The sequence below is a fragment of the Kribbella albertanoniae genome (assembly GCF_004348455.1).
GTDB classification, from domain to species: domain Bacteria; phylum Actinomycetota; class Actinomycetes; order Propionibacteriales; family Kribbellaceae; genus Kribbella; species Kribbella albertanoniae.
Window position 1 is genome coordinate 1 of the sequence record NZ_SMKA01000032.1, and the last position, 22,475, is coordinate 22,475.

A 22,475-nucleotide genomic window follows, 5' to 3' on the forward strand; every position below is an offset into this window, starting at 1 on the left:
GGTGATGGCGGTTGGGGAGGGGCTGTCGGTGCCGGCGTACCTGCTGAATCCGGGTGGGCAGCGCGTGGTGATGGCGTTGCACGGGCATGGGCAGGTGGATGAGTGCCTGCGGATCGACGGAGTGCACGAGGACTACCACCACAACTTTGCGATCGAGCTCGCGAGGGCCGGGCACACGGTGCTGCTGCCGGAGTTGCGGGGGTTCGGTGCGCTGAAGGATCTTGCAGCGCAGCGGGACGGGGAGAGCTTGAGCTACTGGCGGTGGGGCGAGCACATGGTTTACACGCTGCTCACGGATACGTTCCAGCACGGGCGGACCCTGATGGGCGACACCATCGAGGATCTGTTGCGGTGGGAGGACTGGCTGGACGTGGAGTGCGACGTCGTCGGGATCTCATGGGGTGGGGATCTCGCGTGCACCTATCCGGTGTTCAGCAATCGCGTGCGGTCGATCTTCGCCAGTGGAACGTTGGGGTCGTTCGAGGCGGTGTTCGCGGAGGCGGGGAACGCACCCGCGCCGTGTGTGCCCGGAGTCCTGGAGTGGTTCGACAGGGCGGATATCGCGGGGCTGAATGCGCCGCGCAAGATCGCGGTGCACTACGGCGAGCTGGATGTGCCGGGGCCGGACAATGGCTCGGCGGCGTACAACGCGAGTGTGCCGGAAGCATTCGCCAAGCTTCAGGAGATCTATGCCGCGGCCGGGGCCCGCGATGAGGTGACGTTGCACGTCAGCGCGGGCCTCAGGCACGAGATGGATGTGGAGCTACTGCTCGAGTTCCTCAGTTCTTGACGAGGGCGTCGAACATGCCGGGCTGGTAGGAGCCGGCGGGGGTTTGGGCGATGACGTTCATCCGGTTGGCAGCGTTGATGAGAGCTACCAGCATGATCAGGGCTGCTACCTGCTCGTCGTCGAAGTGTTCGCGGACTGCCGCCCAGGTGTCGTCGGAGACGCCCTTGTGCAGGTCGGCCAGGCGGGTGCCCTCTTCGGCGAAGGCGAGTACGGCGCGCTCGGCCGGGGTGAAGACGGTGGCTTCGCGCCAGGCGGCGACCATGTGCAGCCGCTGCGGGTCCTCGCCGGCGGCGGTGGCGTCCTTGGTGTGCATGTCGAGGCAGAAGCCGCAGCCGTTGATCTGGCTGGCGCGGATGTTCACCAGCTCCTTGATCGTGCCGGACAGTGACGACTGCTCGATCAGCATCGCGAGACCGGCGAACCGCTTGCCGAGCTTGCCGCCGAGTTCGGTCTCCATCAGGTTGATACGCATGGTGCGTTCCTCTCTCGTGGTCGGTCGGTGTTGCCCACAAGATGCGCGCCGGCCCGGATCCGTGACAGGCTGCGGCTGTGATCAGAGCCACTGTCACAAGATCGCGCCGACCGGTGTCTGAAGGGAGTTCTGACCACTGTGGAGGAGACGCCCATGGATCCCGCGACCGAGGAATTCGTTGCCCATCGCAACCTGTTGTTCACGATCGCGTACGAGCTGCTCGGCTCGGCCGCAGACGCCGAGGACGTGCTGCAGGAGACGTGGTTGCGCTGGGTCGGTGTCGACCTGGACACCGTCCGTGAACCGCGCGCGTACCTGATCCGCATCACCAGCCGGCAGGCCCTCAACCGGCTGCGGACGGTCGGACGGCAACGCGAGTCGTACGTCGGTCAGTGGCTGCCCGAGCCGCTGCTCACCACGCCGGACGTGGCTGAGGACGTCGAGCTGGCCGACAGTGTGTCGATGGCGATGCTCCTGGTCATGGAGACGCTCAAACCGACCGAGCGCGCAGTGTTCGTACTCCGTGATGTCTTCGCCCTCGAGTACGACGAGATCGCGCAGGCTGTCGACAAGTCGCCCGAGGCTGTTCGTCAGATCGCCCACCGGGCCCGGTCCCACGTGGCTGCGCGCCGACCGCGCGGAGTGGTCTCGTCGACCGAGGCACGGGGCGCACTGGATGCGTTCCGCCGTGCAGTGGAGACAGGTGATATCCAGGGCTTCCTGGACATGCTGGCTCCGGACGTCGTGCTGATCGGCGACGGTGGAGGGATCAAGCAGGCAGTCCTGAACCCGATCGTCGGCTCCGAGCGCGTCGGACGCATCCTGGGCGCCGGCATCCCGCGCCTCACCGGTGTCGTCACTACCGAGCACATCCAGCTCAACGGCGCCCCCGGCCTGCTGGTCCGCATGGACGGCGAGATCGAACAGGTCATGGCGTTCCACATGCACCAGGGCCTCATCACGGGCATGTACGTCGTCCGCAACCCGGAGAAGCTCGAGCGCCTCGAAGAGGAGACAACCCTGCTGCGTTAGAACCTCAGTCCGAGATGGCCGCGCTGATGGCGGCGCTCAGCTGAGCGTCGTCACCGGTGCGCCACTCGTGGTTGGCCGGGCAGGCCCACTGGTCATGGTCGGGCGTGATCACGCACCCGGCCAGCCGGACCCGGCCGGCGGACGCAGCACGCATCGCAGCGGGCGTCGGCAGGCCGTAGAGGATCGGTACACCCGCCTCACCACAGACGGGGCACGCCGGACCGGCAGAAACTCCCATGCGGCCAGCGTACGTCGCCGGTACGGTCGCAGCATGGAGTTCCCGGAGACACTCTCGGCTGAGCGGCGCGTACTGATCGAGAACGCCGCAACGCAACTCCAGAGCCAGTACGGCGACGGCCTCCTCGGACTGGTGTTGTCGGGGTCAGCGGGGCGTGGCGTGGAGACCGAGCGCTCCGACCTCGACGTACTGGTAGTGGTGACGCCGGAACTCGTCGACAAGCCGTTGACCCGCAACACCGAGCTAGAGCTGCTCCCAGTCACACTCCAGCACCTGGAGACGCTGGCGACGTACGGAGACGCCCAGTGGGGTTACCGCTGGACGTATGCGTGGGTGCCGACGCTGCTGGACAAGACCGGCGGCCGCATCGAGCAGGCAATGAAACGGCAGGCCCGACTGAGCCCCGAGGAGTCACAGGAGCTCCTGCTGCAGCGGCTGGATGCGTGGATCAACCAGGCCTACCGCTCACTGAAGTCATCCCGCGACGGCAACGTCCTCGCAGCACGGATGGACGCTGTTGAGGCGATTGCGCCGTTCCTGGATGTGGTGTTCGCATTGAACGGTCTGGTCCGGCCGTACAACAAGTACCTCACCTGGGCCCTGCAGCACCACCCGCTTCCCAGCTGGCCCACCGAAGAGCTGCTGCACACCATCGAGCAGTACCTGGCCGGCGACCCCGAGGCGATCAGGCAGAGCCTCCGACGCGTGCAGAGCTACGAGCTGCCACTCATCGCGGAGACCTTCGCCGAGTGGTCGGCCGAGCAGTACGACGCACTACGGAAGCCCTGACACCACCGGCGCCAGCGCGTCGTACCAGATGTCGCCCATCTTCAAGAAGCCCGCGTCACTGGGGTGCAACTTGTCCGGCGACAGGTCGGACAACGACATCCGCGCATTCAGGTCAACGAAACGCACATCGGCGCCGGTAGCGCGCACCGAAGCCACCACACCAGGCACCGCAGCGTTGTAGGCCTTGATGCGCTCGTTCAGCCCAGCATCGGACGAGGGCACGATCGAGGCGACCAGAATCGTCACACCGGGCACCTTCACAACAATGCGCTCGATCAGATCCTGCAAACGCGCAGGAGCGTTGGCCAGGTCATGAGCCTGTACGACGTCGTTCGTGCCGATGTGGAGCAGCACATAGCGCGGCCGGTTCAGGGCGAGCCAGTAGTCGATCCAGGAGCGCAGCTCGTCGATCCGCATCCCCGGGTGACCTTCGTTGTCCCGGTCCGGCAGGTTGCCCCACCGGACCGAACCCACGAAGTCCACCTGCGGTCCGCCCTGCAGGTGCTGCCACAGCGACGTGCGATAGCTGACGCCGGTCTCCGGGTTGCCGTAGGTGATGGAGTCGCCGAGTGGCATCAGCGGCACCCCTCGGACAACCGGGGCCGCCGGTCCCAGCAGCAGGACAGCCGCCACAGCCAACGCCACCGCGAGCAGCCGTCTCATGCAGGTAAATCTAGACCAGTGGCGACAACGCGTCGTACCAGATGTCTCCCATCTTGAGGTAGCCCGCGTCGGTCGGGTGGATGGCGTCGGACGAGATGTCGTCCAGCGTCATCCGAGCGTTCAGGCCGACGAAACGAACGTCTGCACCGGTAGCGCGCACAGCGTCGACCACACCCGGGATAGCGGCGTTGTAGTTGTTGATGCGCTGATTCAGTACGCCGTCGCGGGACGGAACGATTGTTGCGACCAGAACCGTCACACCGGGCACCTGCTGAGTGATGCGCTCCACGAGGTCACGCAGTCGAGCAGGAGCGTTGGCCAGGTCGTGGTTCTGGTTGATGTCGTTCGTACCGAGATGGACGAGCACATACCGCGGCCGGTTCAGCGTGAGCCAGCTGTCGATCTCCGCGCGCACCTGGTCGATCCGGAACCCCGGGTGTCCCTCGTTGGCACGGTCCGGGATGTTTCCCCACAACACCGACCCGACGAAGTCCGGCCGGAAGCCACGCGTCCCCATGAAGTGCTGCCACAGCGAGGTCCGATAGCTGACCGCAGTCGACGCGCCGCTTCCGTACGTGATCGAGTCACCGAGTGGCATCACCGGTGCAGTGTGGTCGGCGTACCAGCGTTGGCTCGGCACGTTCTGGTCGGCCGCCACGACCACCTGCGCGCCCTGCGTCCGCGACGCATCAGCAACGGACAGGACCTTGTCGGACGCCACCGATGCGATCCGGCTGCCACGCACTGGGTCAGTGACGATACGCCAGCGCTGAGTGGACAGGTCCGCATCAGCCACCTGTACGACGGTGACTCCGTCGGCAGCCACCGACAGCAGCCGTCCACTGTGCAGAGCCTTGAGCTCGTACGTCCCGTCGGACTGCACAGCCGCACGCCACTGCTGGTTGGCGCTCCCGTGGTACGACCACTGGATGGCCAGCTCACCGTCACCGGTGTTGCCGTTGTACACGTCGAGAGTCTGTCCGGAGTGCCGGGGGCTCAGCACGTAGTCACCGGCAGCCAGGTCGGCAACGGCCTGCGGACTGGTCGGCACGAGGATCGCGGCAGCGACAACAGGCAGCACTGCAAGGAGGCGGAGTCTCATGCCACGAGGTTAAGTTTCGGAAGGCAAGTAAGCACGCCTTGCCACCCAGCTCGAAAAGTAGCTCCGCTGTACCCACCCAGTGGGCGGGGTGAGTACAGCGCAGCCGCCTAGTTGGCTTCTTTCGTCGCCCAGTAGTGCCATTGTGGGGACGCGACTGGGGAACGGGTCAGGCCGTCCGGCCACGTGGCCGGCAGGTCATGACTCCGTGCCGCGTACAAGGTCACCTCCGATGCGGTGCGGTCCCCGCGGACCGCGACGCGTGCGGCGGTTTCGGCGCGCATGTCGGCCAGGTAGTGCACAGCCGGCAGGAACTCCGCGCTCAGCCGGGGACTGAGCCGCCCGACCGGTTCGTCGTCGAGACGGATCTCGACCACGTTCCGCGGCCGGTCCTGGATGCTGTCTTCCTCCTCGATCGCATGCATGGTGGCGTAGGCCCAGCACTCGCCCTCCGCTCGGAAGAACGGCGCCAGAACCTCTGGATGCACCTCACTGCCCGGTACGACGATGCCGCTGCCGGGCGGTAGCAGGTGGAAGCTGCCCGGCGGTGGCAAGTTCACCGGGACGAGCATGTGCGGCTGGCCCAGGGCCACCGCGACACTGGCGTGGAACTCCGTGCCGTCGTCATCTTTGCCGACCCAGTCGGCCGGCTCCCATTCACTCACCCACAGGTGGCACGGCACCTGGGGCTGCAGTCCTTGGGCCACCAGCTCCGAGAGCACCGGGTGGTAGCGATGTGCGTCGTCCCTCGGCAAGTAGCCGACAACCTTCCCCTGAACGCGGACTGCGATCGATCGGGGGTCGAATCTGTTGTGCGGTTCCGGGACGAGGTCCGCCTCGGTGTCCAGATCTGCGCCACGTGCCGGGATGGGATCAGGGAACAGGCTGCGAATCGCCTGCTCGTGCGGAGCCTCCCGCACGACCTCCTGACCACACCACAGTGCGTCGCCCCACAGACTGAACGGAATCAGTTCCATATGTGCCCTCCAGTCCCCGCTGACCGGTTGACTCGGCTCATCTCGTCCAGAGCCCTGGCCGTTACACCGAGTGAGCGTATGAAAACTAGACTGCCCCGTGAAGGGCCGTTTCACGCATGGAATCAGGCTCCGTTGCGCAACGGTAGCCGTCTGTCCGCCCTTTGGACGGAGATCGTCTTGTGCAGCGAGCGAAACGGCGAAGATCGTGCAGATGCACGGGAAGGAACGTCATGCAGGGCAGAAGTTCAGTCGCTCGATCGACCAGCAGAACCGGTTCAGCAATCGTCTCAGAAACGGCCGCCGCGGCCGCCGTCGAGGCCGCCGTCTCGCGGCTCGACGGCATCGCGATCCGGACCCCGCTGGAACGCAATTTGCGCCTGTCCGAGCGCACCGGGGCGCAGATTCTGCTGAAGCGCGAGGACCTGCAGATCGGCCGTTCCTACAAGCTCCGCGGGGCCTACAACCTGATCGCCCAGCTCGATGACGAGAGCAAGTCCGCGGGAGTGGTGTGTGCCAGTGCGGGCAACCACGGGCAGGGGTTGGCATATTCGTGCCACGCACTCGGAGTTCACGGAAAAGTTTTCGTTCCGCGGACCACACCGCGCCAGAAGCGGGACCGGATCGCTGCTCTGGGTGGCAAGCAGATCCAGGTGATCGTCACCGGCGACACGTACGACGATGCTGCCGCCGCAGCGCTCGCTGATGCGGAAGCGACCGGCGCGACGATGGTCCCCGCCTTCGACGACCCGCGGACCGTGGCCGGCCAAGGCACGGTCGCTGTCGAGATCGTCCAGCAGCTCGGCCACGCGCCCGACGTACTGGTGGTGCCGGTCGGTGGTGGCGGGCTGATCGCCGGCGTCGTGAGTTGGTTGACGGCCCGGCATCCCGGCGTACGGGTCGTTGGTGTGGAGCCGGCCGGTGCGGCGAGTATGGCGGCTGCGCTTGCTGCTGGTGAACCGGTTACGTTGCCGCAGCTGGACAGCTTCGTCGACGGAGCTGCGGTACGGCGGGTTGGCGACGTCACGCTGCCGTTGGTGGCCGGCGCCGGGGTCGAGATGATGTCGGTCCCGGAGGGACTGGTGTGCAGCGAGATGCTCGAGCTGTACCAGGTCGACGGGTTGATCGCGGAGCCCGCAGGCGCTTTGTCGACAAGTGCCCTGGGCAACGGTTTGGTCGTGCAGCCGGGTGAGACGGTGGTCTGTCTGCTCTCCGGCGGGAACAACGATGTCAGCCGGTACAGCGAGATCCTCGAGCGATCGCTGGTCTACGAAGGGCTCAAGCACTACTTCCTGGTGACGTTCCCGCAGGAGCCGGGCGCGCTGCGCCAGTTCCTGGACGGGGTGCTCGGGCCGGACGACGACATCGCCCTGTTCGAGTACGTGAAGCGCAACAACCGGGAGACCGGGGTCGCGCTGGTCGGGATCGAGATCGGGCGGGCCGACGACCTTGCGGGCCTGCTCGCCCGCATGGACGCGGCGCCGCTCGACATCGAACGGATCAACCCGAACTCCCCCGAGTTCCGGTACTTAATCTGATCCCGCCGCAGACCTCACATGCCACGGCGGGATCAGACGTCCTCACTCAGTGTTTGGTGTGCCTCGAGTGCCGCGGGTCGTGCGGGTGACTCCCGTCAGCCCAGTGGGTGTCCGCGGAGTCATCCGTGGCCGGCATCTTGTCGGCGGCCTGGGTGTGGTGCTGGTCGGCCTCGCGGTCGGCGGTCTTGGCGGCTTCGCGGCGTTCGGTGGCCCCGGCGGCCAGACGACGGGCCTCGGCGGCCTTCTCCTCGGCCTCCGCCTGCGCGCGCTTGGCCCGGGCGTCGACCTCATCGGCCGTGGCGTGCTGACGCTCGGCGTGGGCCGCGGCGATCCGCGACTCCTGCTCCTTCTCGTACGCCTCCTGCCGCTGCTGCTCGGCCTGCTGCCGCTCGTGTTCCGCGCGGCGCTTCGACGATGTCTTGGATGCGCCGGCGATCAACGCAACCAGGATCACCAGGACTGCGAGGGCGACGACGATCCAGAGGACGGTCATTCCGTCCATGGTTCCTCCTCTGTCGGGGTTCCTGTCCGGTACCCGCCGCCCTGGCCGGCTAACCTGCGGGGACCACGAACCGATAGGTGCCTGAAGCAACGTTCAGGTCACCCGTCGAATCAGGCAAACGAATGATTGCCGTGGTGTTGGCCGGCACCGTCACGTCCAGCTCGAAGCCGCGGGCAGTGGTCTTCCAGTTGCTGACCACCTCGCCGTACGGCGTCTCCAGCGCGAAGTCGGACCGGGTGATCCCCGCGCCCGGCTTCGGTGCGATCAGGATCTTCCGGTACCCCGGCTCGGCCGCCGAAACCCCGGCCAGCGTCCCGTACATCCATTCGCCGACCGCGCCGTACGCGTAGTGGTTGAAGGAGTTCATCCCGACGTCGTTGAAGGTGCCGTCCGGGTTGATCGAGTTCCAGCGTTCCCAGACCGTGGTCGCGCCCCAGCCGATCTCATAGCCCCAGGACGGGTACGACGTGTTCTGCAGCAGCTTGTACGCGAGATCCGACCGGCCCACCTTGGTCAGCACCGGCAGCAGCCCGTCCACTCCGAGGAAGCCGGTGGACAGGTGCGTGTCCCGGCGCAGAATGGTGTTCGCGAAGTGCTCACCGGACTTGGTGACGTCGGGGATCAGGTCGTTGGTGAACCCGAGGATGTAGCCGGTCTGGCTGTCCGACCCGACCTTCCCGTCAGCTGCCACGAACCGCGCGATCCACGCTGCCCGGACGTCGTCGTACAGCTTCCGGTACTTCGTTTCGTCCGCACTGTTCCCGATGGCCGCAGCCATCTGGCTGAGCTGGCGGGCACCCTTGGCCATGAACGCCGTACCGATCAGGTCACCGGGTGTCGGGTCGTCCAGGTTCAGCCAGTCACCGTAGTCACCGCCACCGCGGATCAGACCGGGCGAGTGCGAGGCCAGGTAGTCGACGTACCGAGCCATAGACGCGTAGTGCGAGCGGATGACGTTCGTGTCACCGTAGGCCTGCCAGAGCGTCCAGGGCACGTTGACACCGGCATCTGCCCAGCCTGCGTTCCCGAGACCGCCGTCGAACGAGTCAGGCACAGTCGGCGCGACACTCGGGTACGAGCCGTCGGCCGCCTGGCTGTCGCGCAGGTCCTGCAGCCACTTGGTCAGGAACGCCTGTGAGTCCAGGTTGTAGACCGCAGTGCGCGCGAACACGTTGATGTCGCCGGTCCACCCCATCCGCTCGTCACGGGCCGGAGTGTCGGTCGGAATCGACAAGAAGTTGCCGCGCTGGCCCCAGACGATGTTGCTGTGCAGCTGGTTCACCAGTGTGGAGTTGGTGCGGAACCTGCTCGTCTGGGCGCCATCAGTGCCCATCACCACGCCGGTGACCGCATCGGCCGGCGCGCTCAACTCGACGTACCGGAAGCCGTGGAACGTAAAGCGGGGCTGGTAGGTCTCCGGCTGATTAGTGGCGAACGTGTAGTGGTCAGTGGCCTTCGCACCGCGCAGGTTGTCGGTGTAGAGCGTCCCGTCCGGGTTCAGCACCTCGCCGTACCGGATGGTCACGGTCTGCCCCGGCTGTCCGGTCAGCTTGAACCGTCCGACGCCAACCATGTTCTGTCCGAGGTCGTAGAGGTACTTACCCGGTGTCGGCGACGCAATGGCCTTAGCAGCCAGGTGCTGTGTCACGCGGACGGGCTGATCGGTCTGCGGTACCAGCTGTGCGGTTGCGCTAGGCCTGAGCAACGCAGGCGTCCACTCCGTAGCCGTACGACGGGCGTCGTAGCTCTCGCCGTTGAGTAGATCAGCCACCCGTACGGCGCCTGGTGCGGTCTGCCAGGTCTGGTCCGTGCCGATGACATCCGTGGTGCCGTCCGAGTACGTGACGCGCAGTTGGGCGGTCAGTGCGGTTTCGCTGCCGTACTTCTGCGATCCGAACATCGCAACGTTGCCCGCGAACCAGCCGGTGGCCAGCTCGGCGCCCAGCACGTTCTGGCCGGGCCGGAGCTGCCGCGTGACGTCGTACGCCTGGGACTGGATCCGCAGGCGGTAGTCCGTCCAGCCCGGCGCCAACTCCTGGTCGCCGACCTTCTTGCCGTTGAGGCTCAGCTCGTAGATCCCCTGCGCGGCGGCGTACATCCGGGCCCGGACAACCTTCTTCCCCGCCGGAATCGTCACCGTACGGCGGAACACCGGCAGCGGCGGACCGGGAAGCCACAGGTCGGTGTTGCCCTTGACCTGCAGACCGCCACCCGGCAGCACCGTCCCGTCGGGGAAGGTCTGGTCACCGCTGGCGAACGCGGTGTCGATCAGCTTGGTCCCCGCGGCGTTGGTCACCACCAGGTTATGCACAACGCCGCTCTCTGCTCCATTGGTGCGGAAACCCACGACCCCGGCCGCGTTGTGGTCGGTCCGCTCGCGCTGGTCGACCTGAGTGCCGTCGATCCAGGTGGTGATGGTCTTACCGGCGACAGTGATGCGCAGGTGGTGCCGCTGGCTCAGGTCGACGTTCAAAGGGATCTCGCCGAGTACGACGTACCCACCGCCCGGCTGGCGGACGTGCGGCCGCAGCTTCGCGCCGTTGATCGAGTTGAGCTGCCACATGTAGCCGATGCCGGAGCGGCCGCGGAAGAAGACGCCCAGCGCCTCTTTGACGACCGTGACATCGGCATCGACCGTGTAGTCGGTCCACTCGGGACCCGGCTGGCTCGCAGCGCCGATCCACTGACCAGTCCAGTCCGAGGGCTTCAGCTGGGCGGTCTCGAACGTCGCAGGGTCGGACCAGCGCGTGGCGCGGCCGTTGCCGTCCCAGACCCGCACAGCCCAGAAGTACTGCGTGTACGGCTTCAGCGCAGTACCGGCGTACTCGACGTCGACGGAACGGTCGGAGTGGACCACACCGCTGTCCCACGCGTCCGGACGGCTCAGCCGCGACGGACTGGTTGCAACCCGGACCTGATAGCGCGTCTGGGTCACCCCGCGGCTGCTGCTGTCGAGCTGCCAGCTCAGCCGGGGTGGGCCGGCCGCGATACCGAGTGGATCGGTGAGGGCGTTGGTTCGGAGGTTGTGCACCTGAGGTGCTGGGGCGGCTGATGCCGTGGGAACAGGCATGGCCAGGAGGGCTGCCAAGGCAAGGCAGAGCCCTCGAAGGTGTCGAGGCATGACAAAGACTCCTCAGTCAGTGGGGCGGAACTGCAGGGGAGTAGGAAGGGCTTAGACCAGACCGCGGCGGGCGGCCCAGACGATGGCTTCGATCGCGGTACTGAAGCCGAGCCGGTCGCAGATCAAGCGGGTCCGGCGGCGGACAGTCCGTTCGGACAACTGCAGCCGCCGCGCGACCGCGTCCATCGGCAAGCCGGTGGCGAGGAGGCGGAGCAACTGCAGATCGTCATGGCTGATCTCCCGCGGCGGTACCCGCAGCGGGCGCAGTTCCTGGGGGAGTGCGGTCATTGCGTATCACCTTGATCCGAACACCCGGGACTCGGCGGCGTCCCAGTCGGCCGGTTTGCCCTGCGGGGTGTAGCGCCGCAGGCGATGGGTGGAGCGGACCAGGGCGCGCATGGCATCCAGATCCGGCAGGGGCTCGCCTAGTGCGCGAGCTTGGACGAGGACATTGCCCAGTGCGGACGCTTCGACCGGGCCGGCCAGTACCGGCAGGCCGCAGGCGTCTGCGGTGAGCTGACAGAGCAGCTCGTTCTGGGAGCCGCCTCCGATGACATGCAGTACGTCGACTGGCCGGTCCGCGAGCTCTTGCGCCGACCGCAGCGTCCGTCGGTAGGCGAGCGCCAGGCTCTCCAGCACGCACCGCACCACAGCACCTTTCGATGTAGGTGAGTCACCGGAGTACGCCGCGATCCGCGCAGGCATGTCCCCCGGAGCGAGGAACTCCGGCGCATCCGGATCGACCAGTACGGCGAAGGGTGGCGCAGCGGCCGCTTCTGCAAGCAGCCGGGGCAGGTCGTCGTCCTGCCAGACCCGCTGGCACTCCTGCAGGATCCACAGCCCCATGATGTTGCGCAGGAAGCGGATCCGCCCATCCACTCCCCCTTCGTTGGTGAAGTTGGCGAGACGTGCCTCCTCGGTCAGCACGGGTGCAGGCAGCTCCAGTCCCACCAGGGACCAGGTCCCCGACGAGATGTACGCGAACCGCTCGGTCTCCGTCGGCACACTCACCACAGCAGACGCCGTGTCATGCGAACCAACCGCAATCACCGGAGTCCCGTCGTACTGCCCAATCACGTCCCCCGCCTCCCACAGCCGAGGCAGGACCCGAGCCGGTACGCCGATCCGCTCCGCCAGCCCGGTAGCCCATTCCCGGCGGCGCACGTCGTACAACTGAGTCGTGGAAGCGTTGGTCCGCTCCACCCCGATCTGCCCGGTGAGCCAGTAGGCCAGGAGGTCGGGGATGAGGAGCAGCGTTTCGGCAGCACCCAGCCGGGTCTCAGCAGCCAGTTGGTACAGGGTGTTGATCGGCAGCTGCTGGAGGCCGGTGACCTCGTACAGCTCCTCCGCTGACACCGTCTGCAAGACGCGATCCATCACGCCTTCGGTGCGGCTGTCGCGGTAGTGGATCGGGTTGCCTAGCAGGTGACCTCCCGCGTCCAGGAGGCCGTAGTCGACGGCCCAGGAGTCGATGGCGAGGGAGTCCACCGGACCGGCCCTGTGCAGGCCGTCCAGCATCGAGCGGTAGAGGTGGAGGATGTCCCAGTGCAGGGTGCCGCGGAGGTCGACCGGACCGTTCCAGAACCGGTTGACCTCGGTCAGGTTCAGCAGGTCAGGGCCGACCTCGCCGAGCATGACGCGTCCACTGGAGGCACCGAGGTCGACCGCCGCGACGCGCTTCATATGACAGTGAGGTCGAGGCGGAGGAGGCCGGCGACAGCCTCCAGATCTTTGACGCGGTGGCCAGTGCCGAGCGCCCAGTGGTGTGCAACGCCCGACGCAGACCAGTCATCGGTCCACTCACCCGGGTCACGGCCGAAGTCCACCCGCGACGTCGTGTTCCCGATCTGCAGCAACGGCCCCGGTACGACGTTCCCCTCGGAAGCGATCAGGTGGAACGTACCGTCGCGCCGCTGCCCCAGCCCACACAACGTGACGGGTCCCTGGCGAACGTCGAACTCAACAGACACTCCCCATCCACGCTTCCCGTGGTAGACACCCAGCCCACGCAGCAACGGCTTCGCCGAACTGATCGCAAGATGCGCCGGCCCATCGTGCCCCATCTCCACCACGTTGTCGTGGAAGTTCAGCGCCTGCAGCTCGGTGAACGAACCACCCGCACCGAGCTTGTCCATCACCAGCATCGCCAAGGACGTCCGCAGCTCGTACTCACCCGCCGCCGGCACACCCCTTGCCGTGAGCAACGATGCGCCGAGGATCATCCCGGCCGCCACCCGCTCGTGCATCTCGCCGTCCAGGCCGCGGTGGTAATACGCCAGCGTGGTCAGATCGAAGTCCTCGACCAGCCGATCCAGCGCGACCGACACCCGCGCACCCCAGCGGAAGTCGTCCTCCACCACCGAGTCGTCCAGCGTGAAGATCTCCCGGGCCAGGTCCATCCGGGCCGCGGTCTCGTCGTCGGTGACCTTCTCGACCCGGACCCGCAGATCGTCGATCTCCAGGATCTCCACGTGTCCACCGAGCTGCGCGGACACCAGCGTCGGATCGGTGACGACATCCATCATGCCCGGATACAGATGCCCGAGCAGACCATGCCGCCCATGCCGAAAAGCAGCCCGTACGCCGGCCGCCCGGATCCACCGGCCGATCCGCTCCCACGCCCGCTCGTCCTCCAGATAGCCGGACACCGACCGGAAGGGCACTCCACACCGCTCGAACGCATTCGCCATCTCCGGCAGCGGACAAGCACCGCAGTACGCGAGCCAAGCGCCAGTGTCGAAGCTCGCGTGATCCATCGACTCCGTCGGCTGCAGGTTCAGCAGCAGCACCGGCGAACCACTCCGCTGCGCCACCGGCACCAGCATCGACGCCGTCATGTACGTGGTCAGGAAGCCCACGATCAGATCGCAGTCCGCCAACCGCAGCTTCTCCGCGGCCACAGCACCTTCCTGCGCATCCGAGATGAAGCCGACGTCGACAACCTCACAGTCCATCGAGGCGAACCGCTCCGACACCCGCCGAGCAGACGCCTGCAACTGCGGCAACAGGTCAGGGAACTGCGGCCAGTAGGCTCCCAACCCACCAGCCACCAAACCAATCCGCGTCTTTCGCATGGCAGTCCTTACCGCAGGAACGCGGCAGCTACGCCGGCATCGACAGGCACGTGCAGACCGGTGGTATGCGAGAGATCCCCGCCCACCAACGCGAAGACAGCCGCCGCGACGTTCTCCGGCAGCACCTCCCGCTTGAGCAGCGTTCGCTGCGCGTAGAACGCACCCAGCTCCGACTCCGGTACGCCGTACACGGCTGCCCGCTTGGCACCCCAGCCCTTCGCGAAGATCCCCGACCCCCGTACGACGCCGTCCGGGTTCACGCCGTTGACGCGGACGCCGTACTCCCCGAGCTCGGCCGCCAGCAGTCGAACCTGGTGCGCCTGGTCGGCCTTGGCCGCGCCGTACGCGACGTTGTTCGGGCCGGCGAAGACGGCATTCTTGCTGGAGATGTAGACGATGTCGCCGCCGATCCCCTGGTCGATCAGCACCTTCGCGGCCGCCCGCGAGACCAGGAACGACCCCTTGGCCATTACGTCGTGCTGCAGGTCCCAATCGCGTTCAGTTGTCTCTAGCAACGACTTCGAGATCGACAATCCGGCGTTGTTGACGACCAGATCGACACCTCCGAAAGCGAGCACCGCCTCGTCAAATGCCGCTGCCACCGCCGCTGCATCAGAGACATCAGCTCCGACAGCGACAGCGACGTCGGTGGAGCCGATCTCCTTCGCGACCGCTTCGGCCGCGGCGAGATCGAGGTCGGCCACCACGACGCACGCGCCCTCGGCCGCGAGCCGCTGCGCGATCGCCTTACCGATCCCCGAGCCGGCACCCGTCACGAACGCCACCCGGGTCGCCAGCGGCTTCGCCTTGGGCATGCGCTGCAGCTTGGCCTCCTCCAGCGCCCAGTACTCGATCCGGAACTTCTCCCGCTCATCGATCGGCGCGTACGACGACACAGCCTCCGCATCACGCATCACGTTGATCGCGTTCACGTAGAACTCGCCGGCCACCCGAGCCGTCTGCTTGTCCTTGCCGAAGCTGAACATCCCGACCCCAGGCACCAGCACGATCGCCGGATCCGCACCCCGCATCGCCGGGCTGTCGGCGTCCGCGTGCCGCTGGTAATAGGCCGAATACTCCTCGCGATACTCCGCGTGCAGCTCCTTCAGCCGCGCCACCACATCCTCCACCGGCGCACTCGGAGGGAGGTCGAGTACCAGCGGCCGCACCTTGGTCCGCAGGAAGTGGTCCGGGCACGAGGTACCCAGGGCTGACAGCGAGGCCAACTTCGAGCGCGCGGTGAACTCCAGTACGACGTCCGCGTCGGAGAAGTGTCCGACCTGCGGCTTGTCGGTGGACGCGAGCCCGCGGATCACCGGCGCCAACGCAGCGGCGCGCGCCCGGCGCTCATCCACCGGCAGGGCCTCGAATCCGGGCACCACGGCACCGAACGGCTCCGCGATACCCCGGTCAGCGAGGAAGCGTTCCGCCGTACGGATGATTTCGAGGGAGTTCGCCTCACACTCCGCCGAGGTCGCACCCCACGCCGTGATCCCGTGGCCGCCGAGAATGCAGCCGATGGCTGAGGGGTTGTCGCGATGTACCGCAGCGATGTCCAGGCCGAGCTGGAATCCGGGCCGCCGCCACGGCACCCAGACCACTCGGTCCCCGAAGCACTCGGCCGTCAGCTTCTCGCCGTCCGCGGCCGTCGCCAGCGCGATCCCGGAGTCCGGGTGCAGGTGATCGACATGCGGCGCATCGACGAGCCCGTGCATGGCGGTGTCGATCGACGGCGCCGCACCGCCCTTGCCATGCAGGCAGTAGTCGAACGCGGCCACCATCTCGTCCTCGCGCTCCACACCCGGGTACGAGTCGACGAGCGCGTTCAACCGATCAAGCCGCAGTACGGCGAGGCCTGCGGCCGTCAGCGTGCCGAGGTCGCCACCGGAACCCTTCACCCAGAGGAGGTCGACGGGCTGGCCGGTGACCGGGTCGGTCTCGGCACCCTTCGCCGACGTGTTCCCGCCGGCGTAGTTGGTGTTGCGCGGATCGGACCCGAGGCGGTTGCTCCGGGCAACGAGGTCTGCGACTGACATCAGGCTCCCCATCCGGCCTGCTGGCCGTCGGCACGGTCTTTGACGATCTGCTCGAAGTACCCACTGCGCTTGTACGCCTTGATCGGCTCCGGATCGAGCCCCTGCGACTCCCGCAGCTCGGCCAGCAGCGGCCGCACGTCAGTGTTGTAGGCATCCATCACGACGGCGTTCGCCTCCAGTACGTCGCCTTCCAGCTGCGCCTTCTTCAGCGCGTCCCGGTCGACCAGCAACGCCTTCGCGGTGGCCTCCTGGACGTTCATCACCGAGCGGATGATCGCCGGGATCTTCACCTCGATGTTGTGGCACTGGTCGAGCATGAACGCGATCCCACGATCCGGATCCAGCGCGTCACCACGGACGATCTCGGACATGATCCGGAACAGCTGGAACGGGTCGGCCGACCCGACCATCAGGTCGTCGTCGGCGTAGAACCGGCTGTTGAAGTCGAACGCACCGAGCTTCTTCGCCCGCAGCAGGAACGCCACGATGAACTCGATATTGGTCCCCGGCGCGTGGTGCCCGGTGTCGATACACACCGTTGCCTTGGGCCCCAGTTCGAGACAGTGCGCGTACGACGTTCCCCAGTCCGGCACGTCGGTCGTGTAGAAGGCCGGCTCGAACAGCTTGTACTCCAGCAGCATCCGCTGGTCGTCGCCGAGCCGGTCGTACACCTCTTTCAGCGCGGTCGCGAGCCGGTCCTGCCGGTCCTGGATGTCGTCCTGGCCCGGGTAGTTCGTACCGTCGGAGAACCACAGCTTCAGATCACGGGACCCGGTCGCGTCCATGATGTCGACGCACTCGAGCAGGTGGTCGGTGGCCTTGCGTCGTACTCGCGGATCGGGGTTGGTGACGCTACCGAGCTTGTAGTCATCGTCCTGGAAGACGTTGCTGTTGATCGCGCCGAGCCGGACGCCCTGCTCCTTCGCGTACGCCGCCAGCTCGGCGTAGTCGTCCACCTTGTCCCAAGGGATGTGCAGCGCCACGCTCGGGGCCACCCCGGTGAACCGGTGCACGACGGCCGCGTCGGCGATCTTCTCCTGCGGCGATCGCGGCACGCCCGGCTGGGCGAACACCTTGAACCGGGTCCCGGAGTTCCCGAACGCCCACGAGGGGAGCTCGATCTCCTGACGTTTGAGGGCATCCGTGCTGGTCATGTTCAGTCCTCTTGTAGATGGAAGATCTCCGGAAGCAGCTGGAACGATTCGTCCGGCGCCGCACCGTCGGTCCCTTGGAAGAATTCGGTCATCTCGGCCTGCCACCGGGCGTTCACCTCGGTGGCCGCCATCGCCCGCTGCGCCGCGTCCAGATCCGGCGACTCGACGTACCCGATCAGCAGTCCGTCGTCGCGCAGGAAGAGCGAGTAGTTGTGCCAACCGGCTTCCCGCAACGCCGCCTGCATCTCCGGCCAGACGTCGCGATGACGCTCGACGTACTCGTCCAACCGATCCGGTCGGACCTGGAGGCAGAAGCAGTAGCGCTGCATCAGAAGTTGAACTTGTCGATGTTGTCGGCGGTGAACTCGGTCGGCGGGCCGAGGACGATCTCGCCGTCCGCGCCGACGGTGTACTCACCGAGCTTGCCGGCCTTGAACTTTTCGCCCTCCGCACCGGTGATCTGCCCCGAGCTCATCGCCGCACCCGCGTACGCCGCGAGGTAGCCGATGTCGGCCGGGTTCCAGAGCGCGAACTTCTTCACCGTGCCGTCCTTGACGTACTGGCGCATCTGGTTCGGGAGCCCGAGGCCCGTGATCGCGACCTTGCCCTTGTAGCTGGAGGCGCTCACGTACCGCGAGGCCGCAGCGATACCGACCGTGGTCGGCGAGACGATCACCTTCAGGTTCGGGTAGGACTGCAGCAGGCCCTGGGCCTCGGTGAACGACTTCTGGTCGTCGTCGTTGCCGTAGGCAATCTTCACCAGCTTGAGCTTCGCGTTCTCCGGCTTGGCCAGCTCGGTCTTCATCACCTCGATCCAGGAGTTCTGGTTCGTGGCGTTCGGGGTGGCGGACAGGACGGCGATCTCACCAGAACCGCCGGCCAGCTCACTCGCCATCTTGACCAGGCTCTCGCCGATGCCCTGGGTGGTGGCCTGGTTGATGAACGCGTCCCGGCAGGTCTTGGAGGCGTCGGAGTCGAAGGTGACGACCTTGATCCCGGCCTTGCGGGCCTGGTTCAGCGACGGGCAGACCGCGTTCGGGTCGTTGGCCGCGACCACGATCACGTCCTGCTGCTGCTGGATCAGCGTGTTGATGTAGCTGACCTGCGAGGACGCGCTGGCGTCGTTCGGGCCGACCAGCTTGTAGGTGCCCTTGATCTCGTCGACCGCCACCTTGCCGCCACCGACCTCGACATCGGTGTACGGGTTGTTCAGCTGCTTGGGGAGATAGGCGATCTTCAGCCCCTCCTTGAGCGGCGCGTTCGGATCCGCCTTACCTGCAGTGCCTTGCGGGGCAGGGGTGTTCTGGCCTTCGGTACTCGACTTCGTCGTACCGCCACATGCGGTCAACGCCAGGAGCGCGACCGCAACGGTGATGGGCTTACGCATGGTTCGTCCTTTCAGGTACGACGGAGTTTTCCGGCCAGGTTGGGGCCGAGAACGGAGGCGATGAGGAGTACGCCGGTGACGACGTTCAGCGCCTCGTTGGACACATCGGAGAGGCGGAGCGCGTTCTGCAGCGAGCCGAGCAGGACGACGCCGGCGATGACACCGGGCAGGGCGCCCTTGCCACCGAAGATCGAGACACCACCGAGCAGTACGGCGGCGACCACCGCGAGTTCGAGGCCGGCGCCGTTGTCGGCGCGCGCGCTGGAGTAGCGCAGCGTCCACAGCACCCCGGCAAGCCCCGCGATCACGCCACTGGCGACGTACAGCCAAAACTTCAGGCGACCGGGCCGGATCCCGGCGAACCGGGCAGCCTGCTCACCGGCGCCGACCGCGAACACGGCCCGGCCGATCGGGGTGGCGTGCAGGATGACCCCGAAGACGGCGGCAAGTATGACGATCACGATCAGGACGTTCGGGATCGGCGTACTCCCGATGGTCCCGGTCACCCAGTCGGTGTAGACGGCCGGGAAGTCGGCCACTGCGCTATCACCGAGGACGACGAAGGCGAGACCGCGGTAGAGGGCGAGGGTGCCGATGGTGACGGCGAGGGACGGGAGGCCGAGGACGGTGACGAAGAAGCCGTTGACCGCGCCCAGGACTGCGCCGAGGAGCAGACAGATCGGGATGATCGTTTCGATCGGCTGGTTCGCGTTCCAGAGGTAGCCCATGACCGCGCTGGACAGGCCGAGGGTGCTGGCGACGCTGAGGTCGATCTCACCGGTGACGATCACCAGGGTCATCGGGAGGGCGACCAGGGCGATCGGCAGCAGGTCGAGGACCAAGAAGCCGAAGTTCTGACCGGTGCCGAAGCTGTCGACGCTCGCCGCGGCGATGATCAGCACCAGCACGGTGATCGCGATGATCGCCACGTTCCAGTTGGCGATGCGTCCAACGCGGGTTTGGGTGAGCTCAGCCGACATGGGAGCCTCGCTTCTTCAGACCGGCCGCGACCCGGACGGCGACCAGCCGGTCGGCGCCGATCGCGAGCAGGATCAGGCCGCCGACGATCGCCTGCTGCCAGAACTGGTTGATCTCGAGGACGGCGAGCGCACTGCCGATCGTGGTCAGCAGCAACGCGCCGAGCGCGGCACCCCAGACGGACCCGCTGCCGCCGAAGACGGCGACCCCGCCGACCACCACGGCCGCAACCACGTTCAGCTCGAGGCCTGTACCGGCCGCCGCATCGATCGTGCCGAACCGGGCTGCGAACAGCACGCCCGCCACGCCAGCCAGCGCGCCGCTCACCAGGAAGGCACCGACGGTACGGCGACCAACCGGAATGCCGGCGAGTTGAGCGGCCTGCGGGCTGGAGCCCATCGCGTACAGCTCGCGGCCGACTCGGTAGTTGCGCAGCACGATCGCTGTCACCACCAAGGCCAGCGCCGCAATCAGCACCAGCACCGGGACACCGAGCAACGACGCGTTGCCGAAGCTCAGGAACCCCGGCGGAAGTTCGTCGGCGTTGATCTGACTGCCGCCGGCCCAGAAGTACGTGACCCCGCGGACGACGTACAAGGTGCCGAGCGTCACGACGAGGGCGGGCACCTTGCCGTACCGGACCAGCACGCCGTTCAGGACACCGCAAACCCCGCCAACCGCAGCGCCGACCAGCAGCGCCAGAACGACGGGCAGCCCCGGGTTGTTCTGGAGCAGCGTGCCGACGGTGAAGGCGCTCAGGCCAAGCACCGAGCCGACCGACAGATCGATGTTGCGGGTGATCACCACCACCGCCTGGCCGACCGCCAGAACGGCCAGGATCGCGGTGTTGAGCAGGATGTCGCGGACGCTCTGCCCGGACAGGAACCGCGGATTCGAAATCGCCGTCACCACTACAAGCAGTCCGAGCGCGATCACGATGCCGAGCTCGCGGGCCCGCAGTACGACGCTCAGCGAGTTGCGGCGGGCTGCAGTCAGCTGCACAGCCGTCATACCGTCGCCTCCTGTCCGGTGGCGGCGAACATGACCGACTCCTCGGTTGCCTCGGTGCGGCTCAGCTCGGCGACCAGGCGGCCCTCGCGCATCACCAGCACGCGATCGGCCATCCCGAGCACCTCGGGCAACTCCGACGACACCATCAGTACGGCGACTCCTTCCGCGGCGAGGCTGGACATCAACCGGTGCACCTCGGCCTTGGTACCGACGTCGATCCCGCGGGTCGGCTCGTCGACGATCAGCACCCGGGGCCCGGTCGCGAGCCACTTGGCCAGCACGACCTTCTGCTGGTTACCACCGGACAACGTGCCGACTTCGTCGGAGAGACGCCCGTACTTCGTCTTCAGGCGCTCGGTCCATTCCTTGGCCGAGCGGCGTTCGCTGTTGCCGGTGAGGAAGCCGAGCTGTGACAGCGATCGGGACCGCGGCAGCGTCACGTTGCGCTCGATCGACAGCTCCATCACCAGGCCCTGCTGGCGGCGGTCCTCCGGGACGAGCGCGACACCAGCGGCCATGGCCTGCTTGGGGTTCTTCGGTTTGAGGGTCTTGCCGAGCACCTCGACCGTGCCGGCGTCGCGCGGGTCGACTCCGAAGATCGACTGCACTACCTCGGAGCGGCCGGAGCCGACCAGACCGGCGAGCGCGACGATCTCCCCTGCTTTCACTTCGAACGAGATGTCCTGGAAGACCGGGTCGCGGGTCAGGCCTTGGACCTTGAGGACGGTCGCGCCTGGTTCGACGTCCTGCTTGGGGAAGAGCGCCTCGAGATCACGGCCGACCATCCGGCGAACCATCTCGTCGACGCTGGTGTCTGCGAGGAGATCGGTCGACACGTGCTTGCCGTCGCGCATGATCGTGACGCGCTGGCAGAGGGCGGTGATCTCCTCGAAGCGGTGCGAGATGAAGAGCAGCGCGGCGCCGTCGTCACGAAGTGAGCGGGCGACCGCGAACAGGCGCTCGACCTCGACACCGGTGAGCGCTGCGGTCGGCTCGTCCATCACCACGACGCGGGCATCGACGGACAGCGCCTTCGCGATCTCGACCAACTGCTGATCGGCGATCGACAGGCCGCGAGCAGGGCGGTTCGGGTCGATCGACACGCCCAAGCGCGTGAAGAGGCGCGCGGCCTGGCTCACCATGGCGGCCCGGTCGATCGTGTTGAAACGACCCAGTGGCTGGCGGCCCATCGCGATGTTCTCGGCCACCGACAGGTCGGGGAAGAGGGTCGGCTCCTGGTAGATGACCGCGATCCCGGCCGCCTTCGCATCAGCGGGTCCGTTCAGGGCGAGCGCCGTACCGTCGAGCTCGAGCGTGCCGTCGTCCGGGCGGTGCACACCGGCCAGCATCTTCACGATCGTGGACTTGCCGGCGCCGTTCTCGCCGACCAGGGCGTGCGCCTCCCCGCCGTACAGGTCGAAGGAGACGTCCCGGACGGCGGCGACCGCGCCGAACGACTTCGACACGCCCCGGACCCGCAGCAGTGCCGCCATCGGTCACCTCCAGCTCGGCTCTGAAAGGTTTCAAAGTCTTGGGAGGAAAGTACGGGTGGCGGCTTGTGGGCGTCAAGAGGTGGAGTGCGGATTGCGCAGATCTCGCGGTACGCTTCGGCTCCTA

The 22,475-nt window shown here is 66.9% G+C and carries 21 protein-coding genes; 4 read left to right on the top strand and 17 right to left on the bottom strand.

The features are described 5' to 3' along the window. On the top strand, window positions 1-790 hold a 790-nt coding region (locus tag E1261_RS45215; RefSeq protein ID WP_165952445.1), incomplete at its 5' end, for an alpha/beta hydrolase. Here E1261_RS45215 and E1261_RS10540 read toward each other — a convergent pair. Next, a complete protein-coding gene (locus tag E1261_RS10540) occupies window positions 780-1,262 on the bottom strand; it encodes a carboxymuconolactone decarboxylase family protein (RefSeq protein ID WP_132405298.1) in 483 nt (160 codons plus the stop codon). The two genes, E1261_RS45215 and E1261_RS10540, sit on opposite strands and share 11 nt — an antisense overlap. 153 nt (window positions 1,263-1,415) lie before the next feature. Between E1261_RS10540 and E1261_RS10545 the strand changes: the two genes are divergently transcribed. Continuing rightward, window positions 1,416-2,294 carry an RNA polymerase sigma-70 factor gene (locus tag E1261_RS10545; protein ID WP_132405300.1) on the top strand — a complete coding sequence of 293 codons (879 nt, stop codon included), beginning with the start codon at window positions 1,416-1,418 and terminating at the stop codon, window positions 2,292-2,294. Between the two features lie 4 nt (window positions 2,295-2,298). Here E1261_RS10545 and E1261_RS10550 read toward each other — a convergent pair whose 3' ends face one another. Continuing rightward, complete coding sequence (locus E1261_RS10550) at window positions 2,299-2,532, bottom strand: hypothetical protein (RefSeq protein WP_132405302.1); 234 nt, start codon at window positions 2,530-2,532, stop codon at window positions 2,299-2,301. 33 nt (window positions 2,533-2,565) lie between these two features. Between E1261_RS10550 and E1261_RS10555 the strand changes: the two genes are divergently transcribed. Beyond that, window positions 2,566-3,321 carry a nucleotidyltransferase domain-containing protein gene (locus E1261_RS10555; RefSeq protein WP_132405304.1) on the top strand — a complete coding sequence of 252 codons (756 nt, stop codon included), beginning with the start codon at window positions 2,566-2,568 and terminating at the stop codon, window positions 3,319-3,321. On the opposite strand, the gene E1261_RS10560 is transcribed toward E1261_RS10555, so the two are convergent. From E1261_RS10560 to E1261_RS10570, 3 genes are all read right to left on the bottom strand, one after another. After that, window positions 3,307-3,984, bottom strand: a complete 678-nt coding sequence (locus E1261_RS10560) for an SGNH/GDSL hydrolase family protein (protein ID WP_132405306.1) — start codon at window positions 3,982-3,984, stop codon at window positions 3,307-3,309. The two genes, E1261_RS10555 and E1261_RS10560, sit on opposite strands and share 15 nt — an antisense overlap. A gap of 10 nt (window positions 3,985-3,994) precedes the next feature. Then, window positions 3,995-5,086 (bottom strand): RICIN domain-containing protein, encoded by a 1,092-nt coding sequence (locus E1261_RS10565; RefSeq protein ID WP_132405308.1) that lies wholly within the window; start codon window positions 5,084-5,086, stop codon window positions 3,995-3,997. A 107-nt stretch (window positions 5,087-5,193) separates the two neighbouring features. Then, on the bottom strand, window positions 5,194-6,060 hold the full coding sequence (locus tag E1261_RS10570) for an HIRAN domain-containing protein (protein WP_132405310.1): 867 nt from the start codon (window positions 6,058-6,060) through the stop codon (window positions 5,194-5,196). A 230-nt stretch (window positions 6,061-6,290) separates the two neighbouring features. Between E1261_RS10570 and ilvA the strand changes: the two genes are divergently transcribed. Further along, complete coding sequence (ilvA, locus tag E1261_RS10575; protein WP_132405312.1) at window positions 6,291-7,595, top strand: threonine ammonia-lyase IlvA; 1,305 nt, start codon at window positions 6,291-6,293, stop codon at window positions 7,593-7,595. Between the two features lie 46 nt (window positions 7,596-7,641). Here the strand turns inward: ilvA and E1261_RS10580 are convergent, their stop codons facing one another. From E1261_RS10580 to E1261_RS10635, 12 genes are all read right to left on the bottom strand, one after another. After that, window positions 7,642-8,097 (bottom strand): hypothetical protein, encoded by a 456-nt coding sequence (locus tag E1261_RS10580; protein WP_132405314.1) that lies wholly within the window; start codon window positions 8,095-8,097, stop codon window positions 7,642-7,644. Between the two features lie 49 nt (window positions 8,098-8,146). Then, window positions 8,147-11,128, bottom strand: a complete 2,982-nt coding sequence (locus E1261_RS10585; RefSeq protein ID WP_238176124.1) for an alpha-L-rhamnosidase — start codon at window positions 11,126-11,128, stop codon at window positions 8,147-8,149. Between the two features lie 141 nt (window positions 11,129-11,269). Then, window positions 11,270-11,506 carry a helix-turn-helix domain-containing protein gene (locus tag E1261_RS10590; protein ID WP_132405318.1) on the bottom strand — a complete coding sequence of 79 codons (237 nt, stop codon included), beginning with the start codon at window positions 11,504-11,506 and terminating at the stop codon, window positions 11,270-11,272. Window positions 11,507-11,512: 6 nt separating this feature from the next. Beyond that, on the bottom strand, window positions 11,513-12,901 hold the full coding sequence (locus E1261_RS10595; protein ID WP_132405320.1) for a rhamnulokinase: 1,389 nt from the start codon (window positions 12,899-12,901) through the stop codon (window positions 11,513-11,515). Next, the gene (locus E1261_RS10600) at window positions 12,898-14,292 is read right to left on the bottom strand and encodes an L-fucose/L-arabinose isomerase family protein (protein ID WP_132405321.1); all 1,395 of its coding nucleotides are present in this window, start codon (window positions 14,290-14,292) and stop codon (window positions 12,898-12,900) included. The genes E1261_RS10595 and E1261_RS10600 overlap by 4 nt, the downstream gene beginning before the upstream one ends. Before the next feature lie 8 nt (window positions 14,293-14,300). Beyond that, window positions 14,301-16,328, bottom strand: coding sequence for a bifunctional aldolase/short-chain dehydrogenase (locus tag E1261_RS10605; protein WP_132405323.1), 2,028 nt, complete (start codon window positions 16,326-16,328; stop codon window positions 14,301-14,303). Next, window positions 16,328-17,482 carry an L-rhamnose isomerase gene (gene rhaI, locus E1261_RS10610; RefSeq protein ID WP_132405325.1) on the bottom strand — a complete coding sequence of 385 codons (1,155 nt, stop codon included), beginning with the start codon at window positions 17,480-17,482 and terminating at the stop codon, window positions 16,328-16,330. The genes E1261_RS10605 and rhaI overlap by 1 nt, the downstream gene beginning before the upstream one ends. A 2-nt stretch (window positions 17,483-17,484) precedes the next feature. After that, window positions 17,485-17,811, bottom strand: a complete 327-nt coding sequence (locus tag E1261_RS10615) for an L-rhamnose mutarotase (protein ID WP_132405327.1) — start codon at window positions 17,809-17,811, stop codon at window positions 17,485-17,487. Continuing rightward, complete coding sequence (rhaS, locus tag E1261_RS10620; protein WP_132405329.1) at window positions 17,811-18,869, bottom strand: rhamnose ABC transporter substrate-binding protein; 1,059 nt, start codon at window positions 18,867-18,869, stop codon at window positions 17,811-17,813. The genes E1261_RS10615 and rhaS overlap by 1 nt, the downstream gene beginning before the upstream one ends. Before the next feature lie 11 nt (window positions 18,870-18,880). Beyond that, on the bottom strand, window positions 18,881-19,849 hold the full coding sequence (locus E1261_RS10625) for an ABC transporter permease (RefSeq protein WP_132405331.1): 969 nt from the start codon (window positions 19,847-19,849) through the stop codon (window positions 18,881-18,883). After that, entirely contained in the window at window positions 19,839-20,858 is a 1,020-nt protein-coding gene (locus tag E1261_RS10630) for an ABC transporter permease (protein ID WP_132405333.1), read from the bottom strand. Before E1261_RS10630 ends, E1261_RS10625 begins: the two co-directional genes overlap by 11 nt. Then, the gene (locus tag E1261_RS10635; RefSeq protein ID WP_132405335.1) at window positions 20,855-22,351 is read right to left on the bottom strand and encodes a sugar ABC transporter ATP-binding protein; all 1,497 of its coding nucleotides are present in this window, start codon (window positions 22,349-22,351) and stop codon (window positions 20,855-20,857) included. The genes E1261_RS10630 and E1261_RS10635 overlap by 4 nt, the downstream gene beginning before the upstream one ends. Window positions 22,352-22,475: the final 124 nt, after the last annotated feature.

Coding starts and splice junctions, on each gene's coding strand:
- E1261_RS10540 (WP_132405298.1), bottom strand. CDS start 1,262: ATGCGTATCAACCTGATGGAGACCGAACTCGGCGGCAAGCTCGGCAAG.
- E1261_RS10545 (WP_132405300.1), top strand. CDS start 1,416: ATGGATCCCGCGACCGAGGAATTCGTTGCCCATCGCAACCTGTTGTTC.
- E1261_RS10550 (WP_132405302.1), bottom strand. CDS start 2,532: ATGGGAGTTTCTGCCGGTCCGGCGTGCCCCGTCTGTGGTGAGGCGGGT.
- E1261_RS10555 (WP_132405304.1), top strand. CDS start 2,566: ATGGAGTTCCCGGAGACACTCTCGGCTGAGCGGCGCGTACTGATCGAG.
- E1261_RS10560 (WP_132405306.1), bottom strand. CDS start 3,984: ATGAGACGGCTGCTCGCGGTGGCGTTGGCTGTGGCGGCTGTCCTGCTG.
- E1261_RS10565 (WP_132405308.1), bottom strand. CDS start 5,086: ATGAGACTCCGCCTCCTTGCAGTGCTGCCTGTTGTCGCTGCCGCGATC.
- E1261_RS10570 (WP_132405310.1), bottom strand. CDS start 6,060: ATGGAACTGATTCCGTTCAGTCTGTGGGGCGACGCACTGTGGTGTGGT.
- ilvA (WP_132405312.1), top strand. CDS start 6,291: ATGCAGGGCAGAAGTTCAGTCGCTCGATCGACCAGCAGAACCGGTTCA.
- E1261_RS10580 (WP_132405314.1), bottom strand. CDS start 8,097: ATGGACGGAATGACCGTCCTCTGGATCGTCGTCGCCCTCGCAGTCCTG.
- E1261_RS10590 (WP_132405318.1), bottom strand. CDS start 11,506: ATGACCGCACTCCCCCAGGAACTGCGCCCGCTGCGGGTACCGCCGCGG.
- E1261_RS10595 (WP_132405320.1), bottom strand. CDS start 12,901: ATGAAGCGCGTCGCGGCGGTCGACCTCGGTGCCTCCAGTGGACGCGTC.
- E1261_RS10600 (WP_132405321.1), bottom strand. CDS start 14,292: ATGCGAAAGACGCGGATTGGTTTGGTGGCTGGTGGGTTGGGAGCCTAC.
- E1261_RS10605 (WP_132405323.1), bottom strand. CDS start 16,328: ATGTCAGTCGCAGACCTCGTTGCCCGGAGCAACCGCCTCGGGTCCGAT.
- rhaI (WP_132405325.1), bottom strand. CDS start 17,482: ATGACCAGCACGGATGCCCTCAAACGTCAGGAGATCGAGCTCCCCTCG.
- E1261_RS10615 (WP_132405327.1), bottom strand. CDS start 17,811: ATGCAGCGCTACTGCTTCTGCCTCCAGGTCCGACCGGATCGGTTGGAC.
- rhaS (WP_132405329.1), bottom strand. CDS start 18,869: ATGCGTAAGCCCATCACCGTTGCGGTCGCGCTCCTGGCGTTGACCGCA.
- E1261_RS10625 (WP_132405331.1), bottom strand. CDS start 19,849: ATGTCGGCTGAGCTCACCCAAACCCGCGTTGGACGCATCGCCAACTGG.
- E1261_RS10630 (WP_132405333.1), bottom strand. CDS start 20,858: ATGACGGCTGTGCAGCTGACTGCAGCCCGCCGCAACTCGCTGAGCGTC.
- E1261_RS10635 (WP_132405335.1), bottom strand. CDS start 22,351: ATGGCGGCACTGCTGCGGGTCCGGGGCGTGTCGAAGTCGTTCGGCGCG.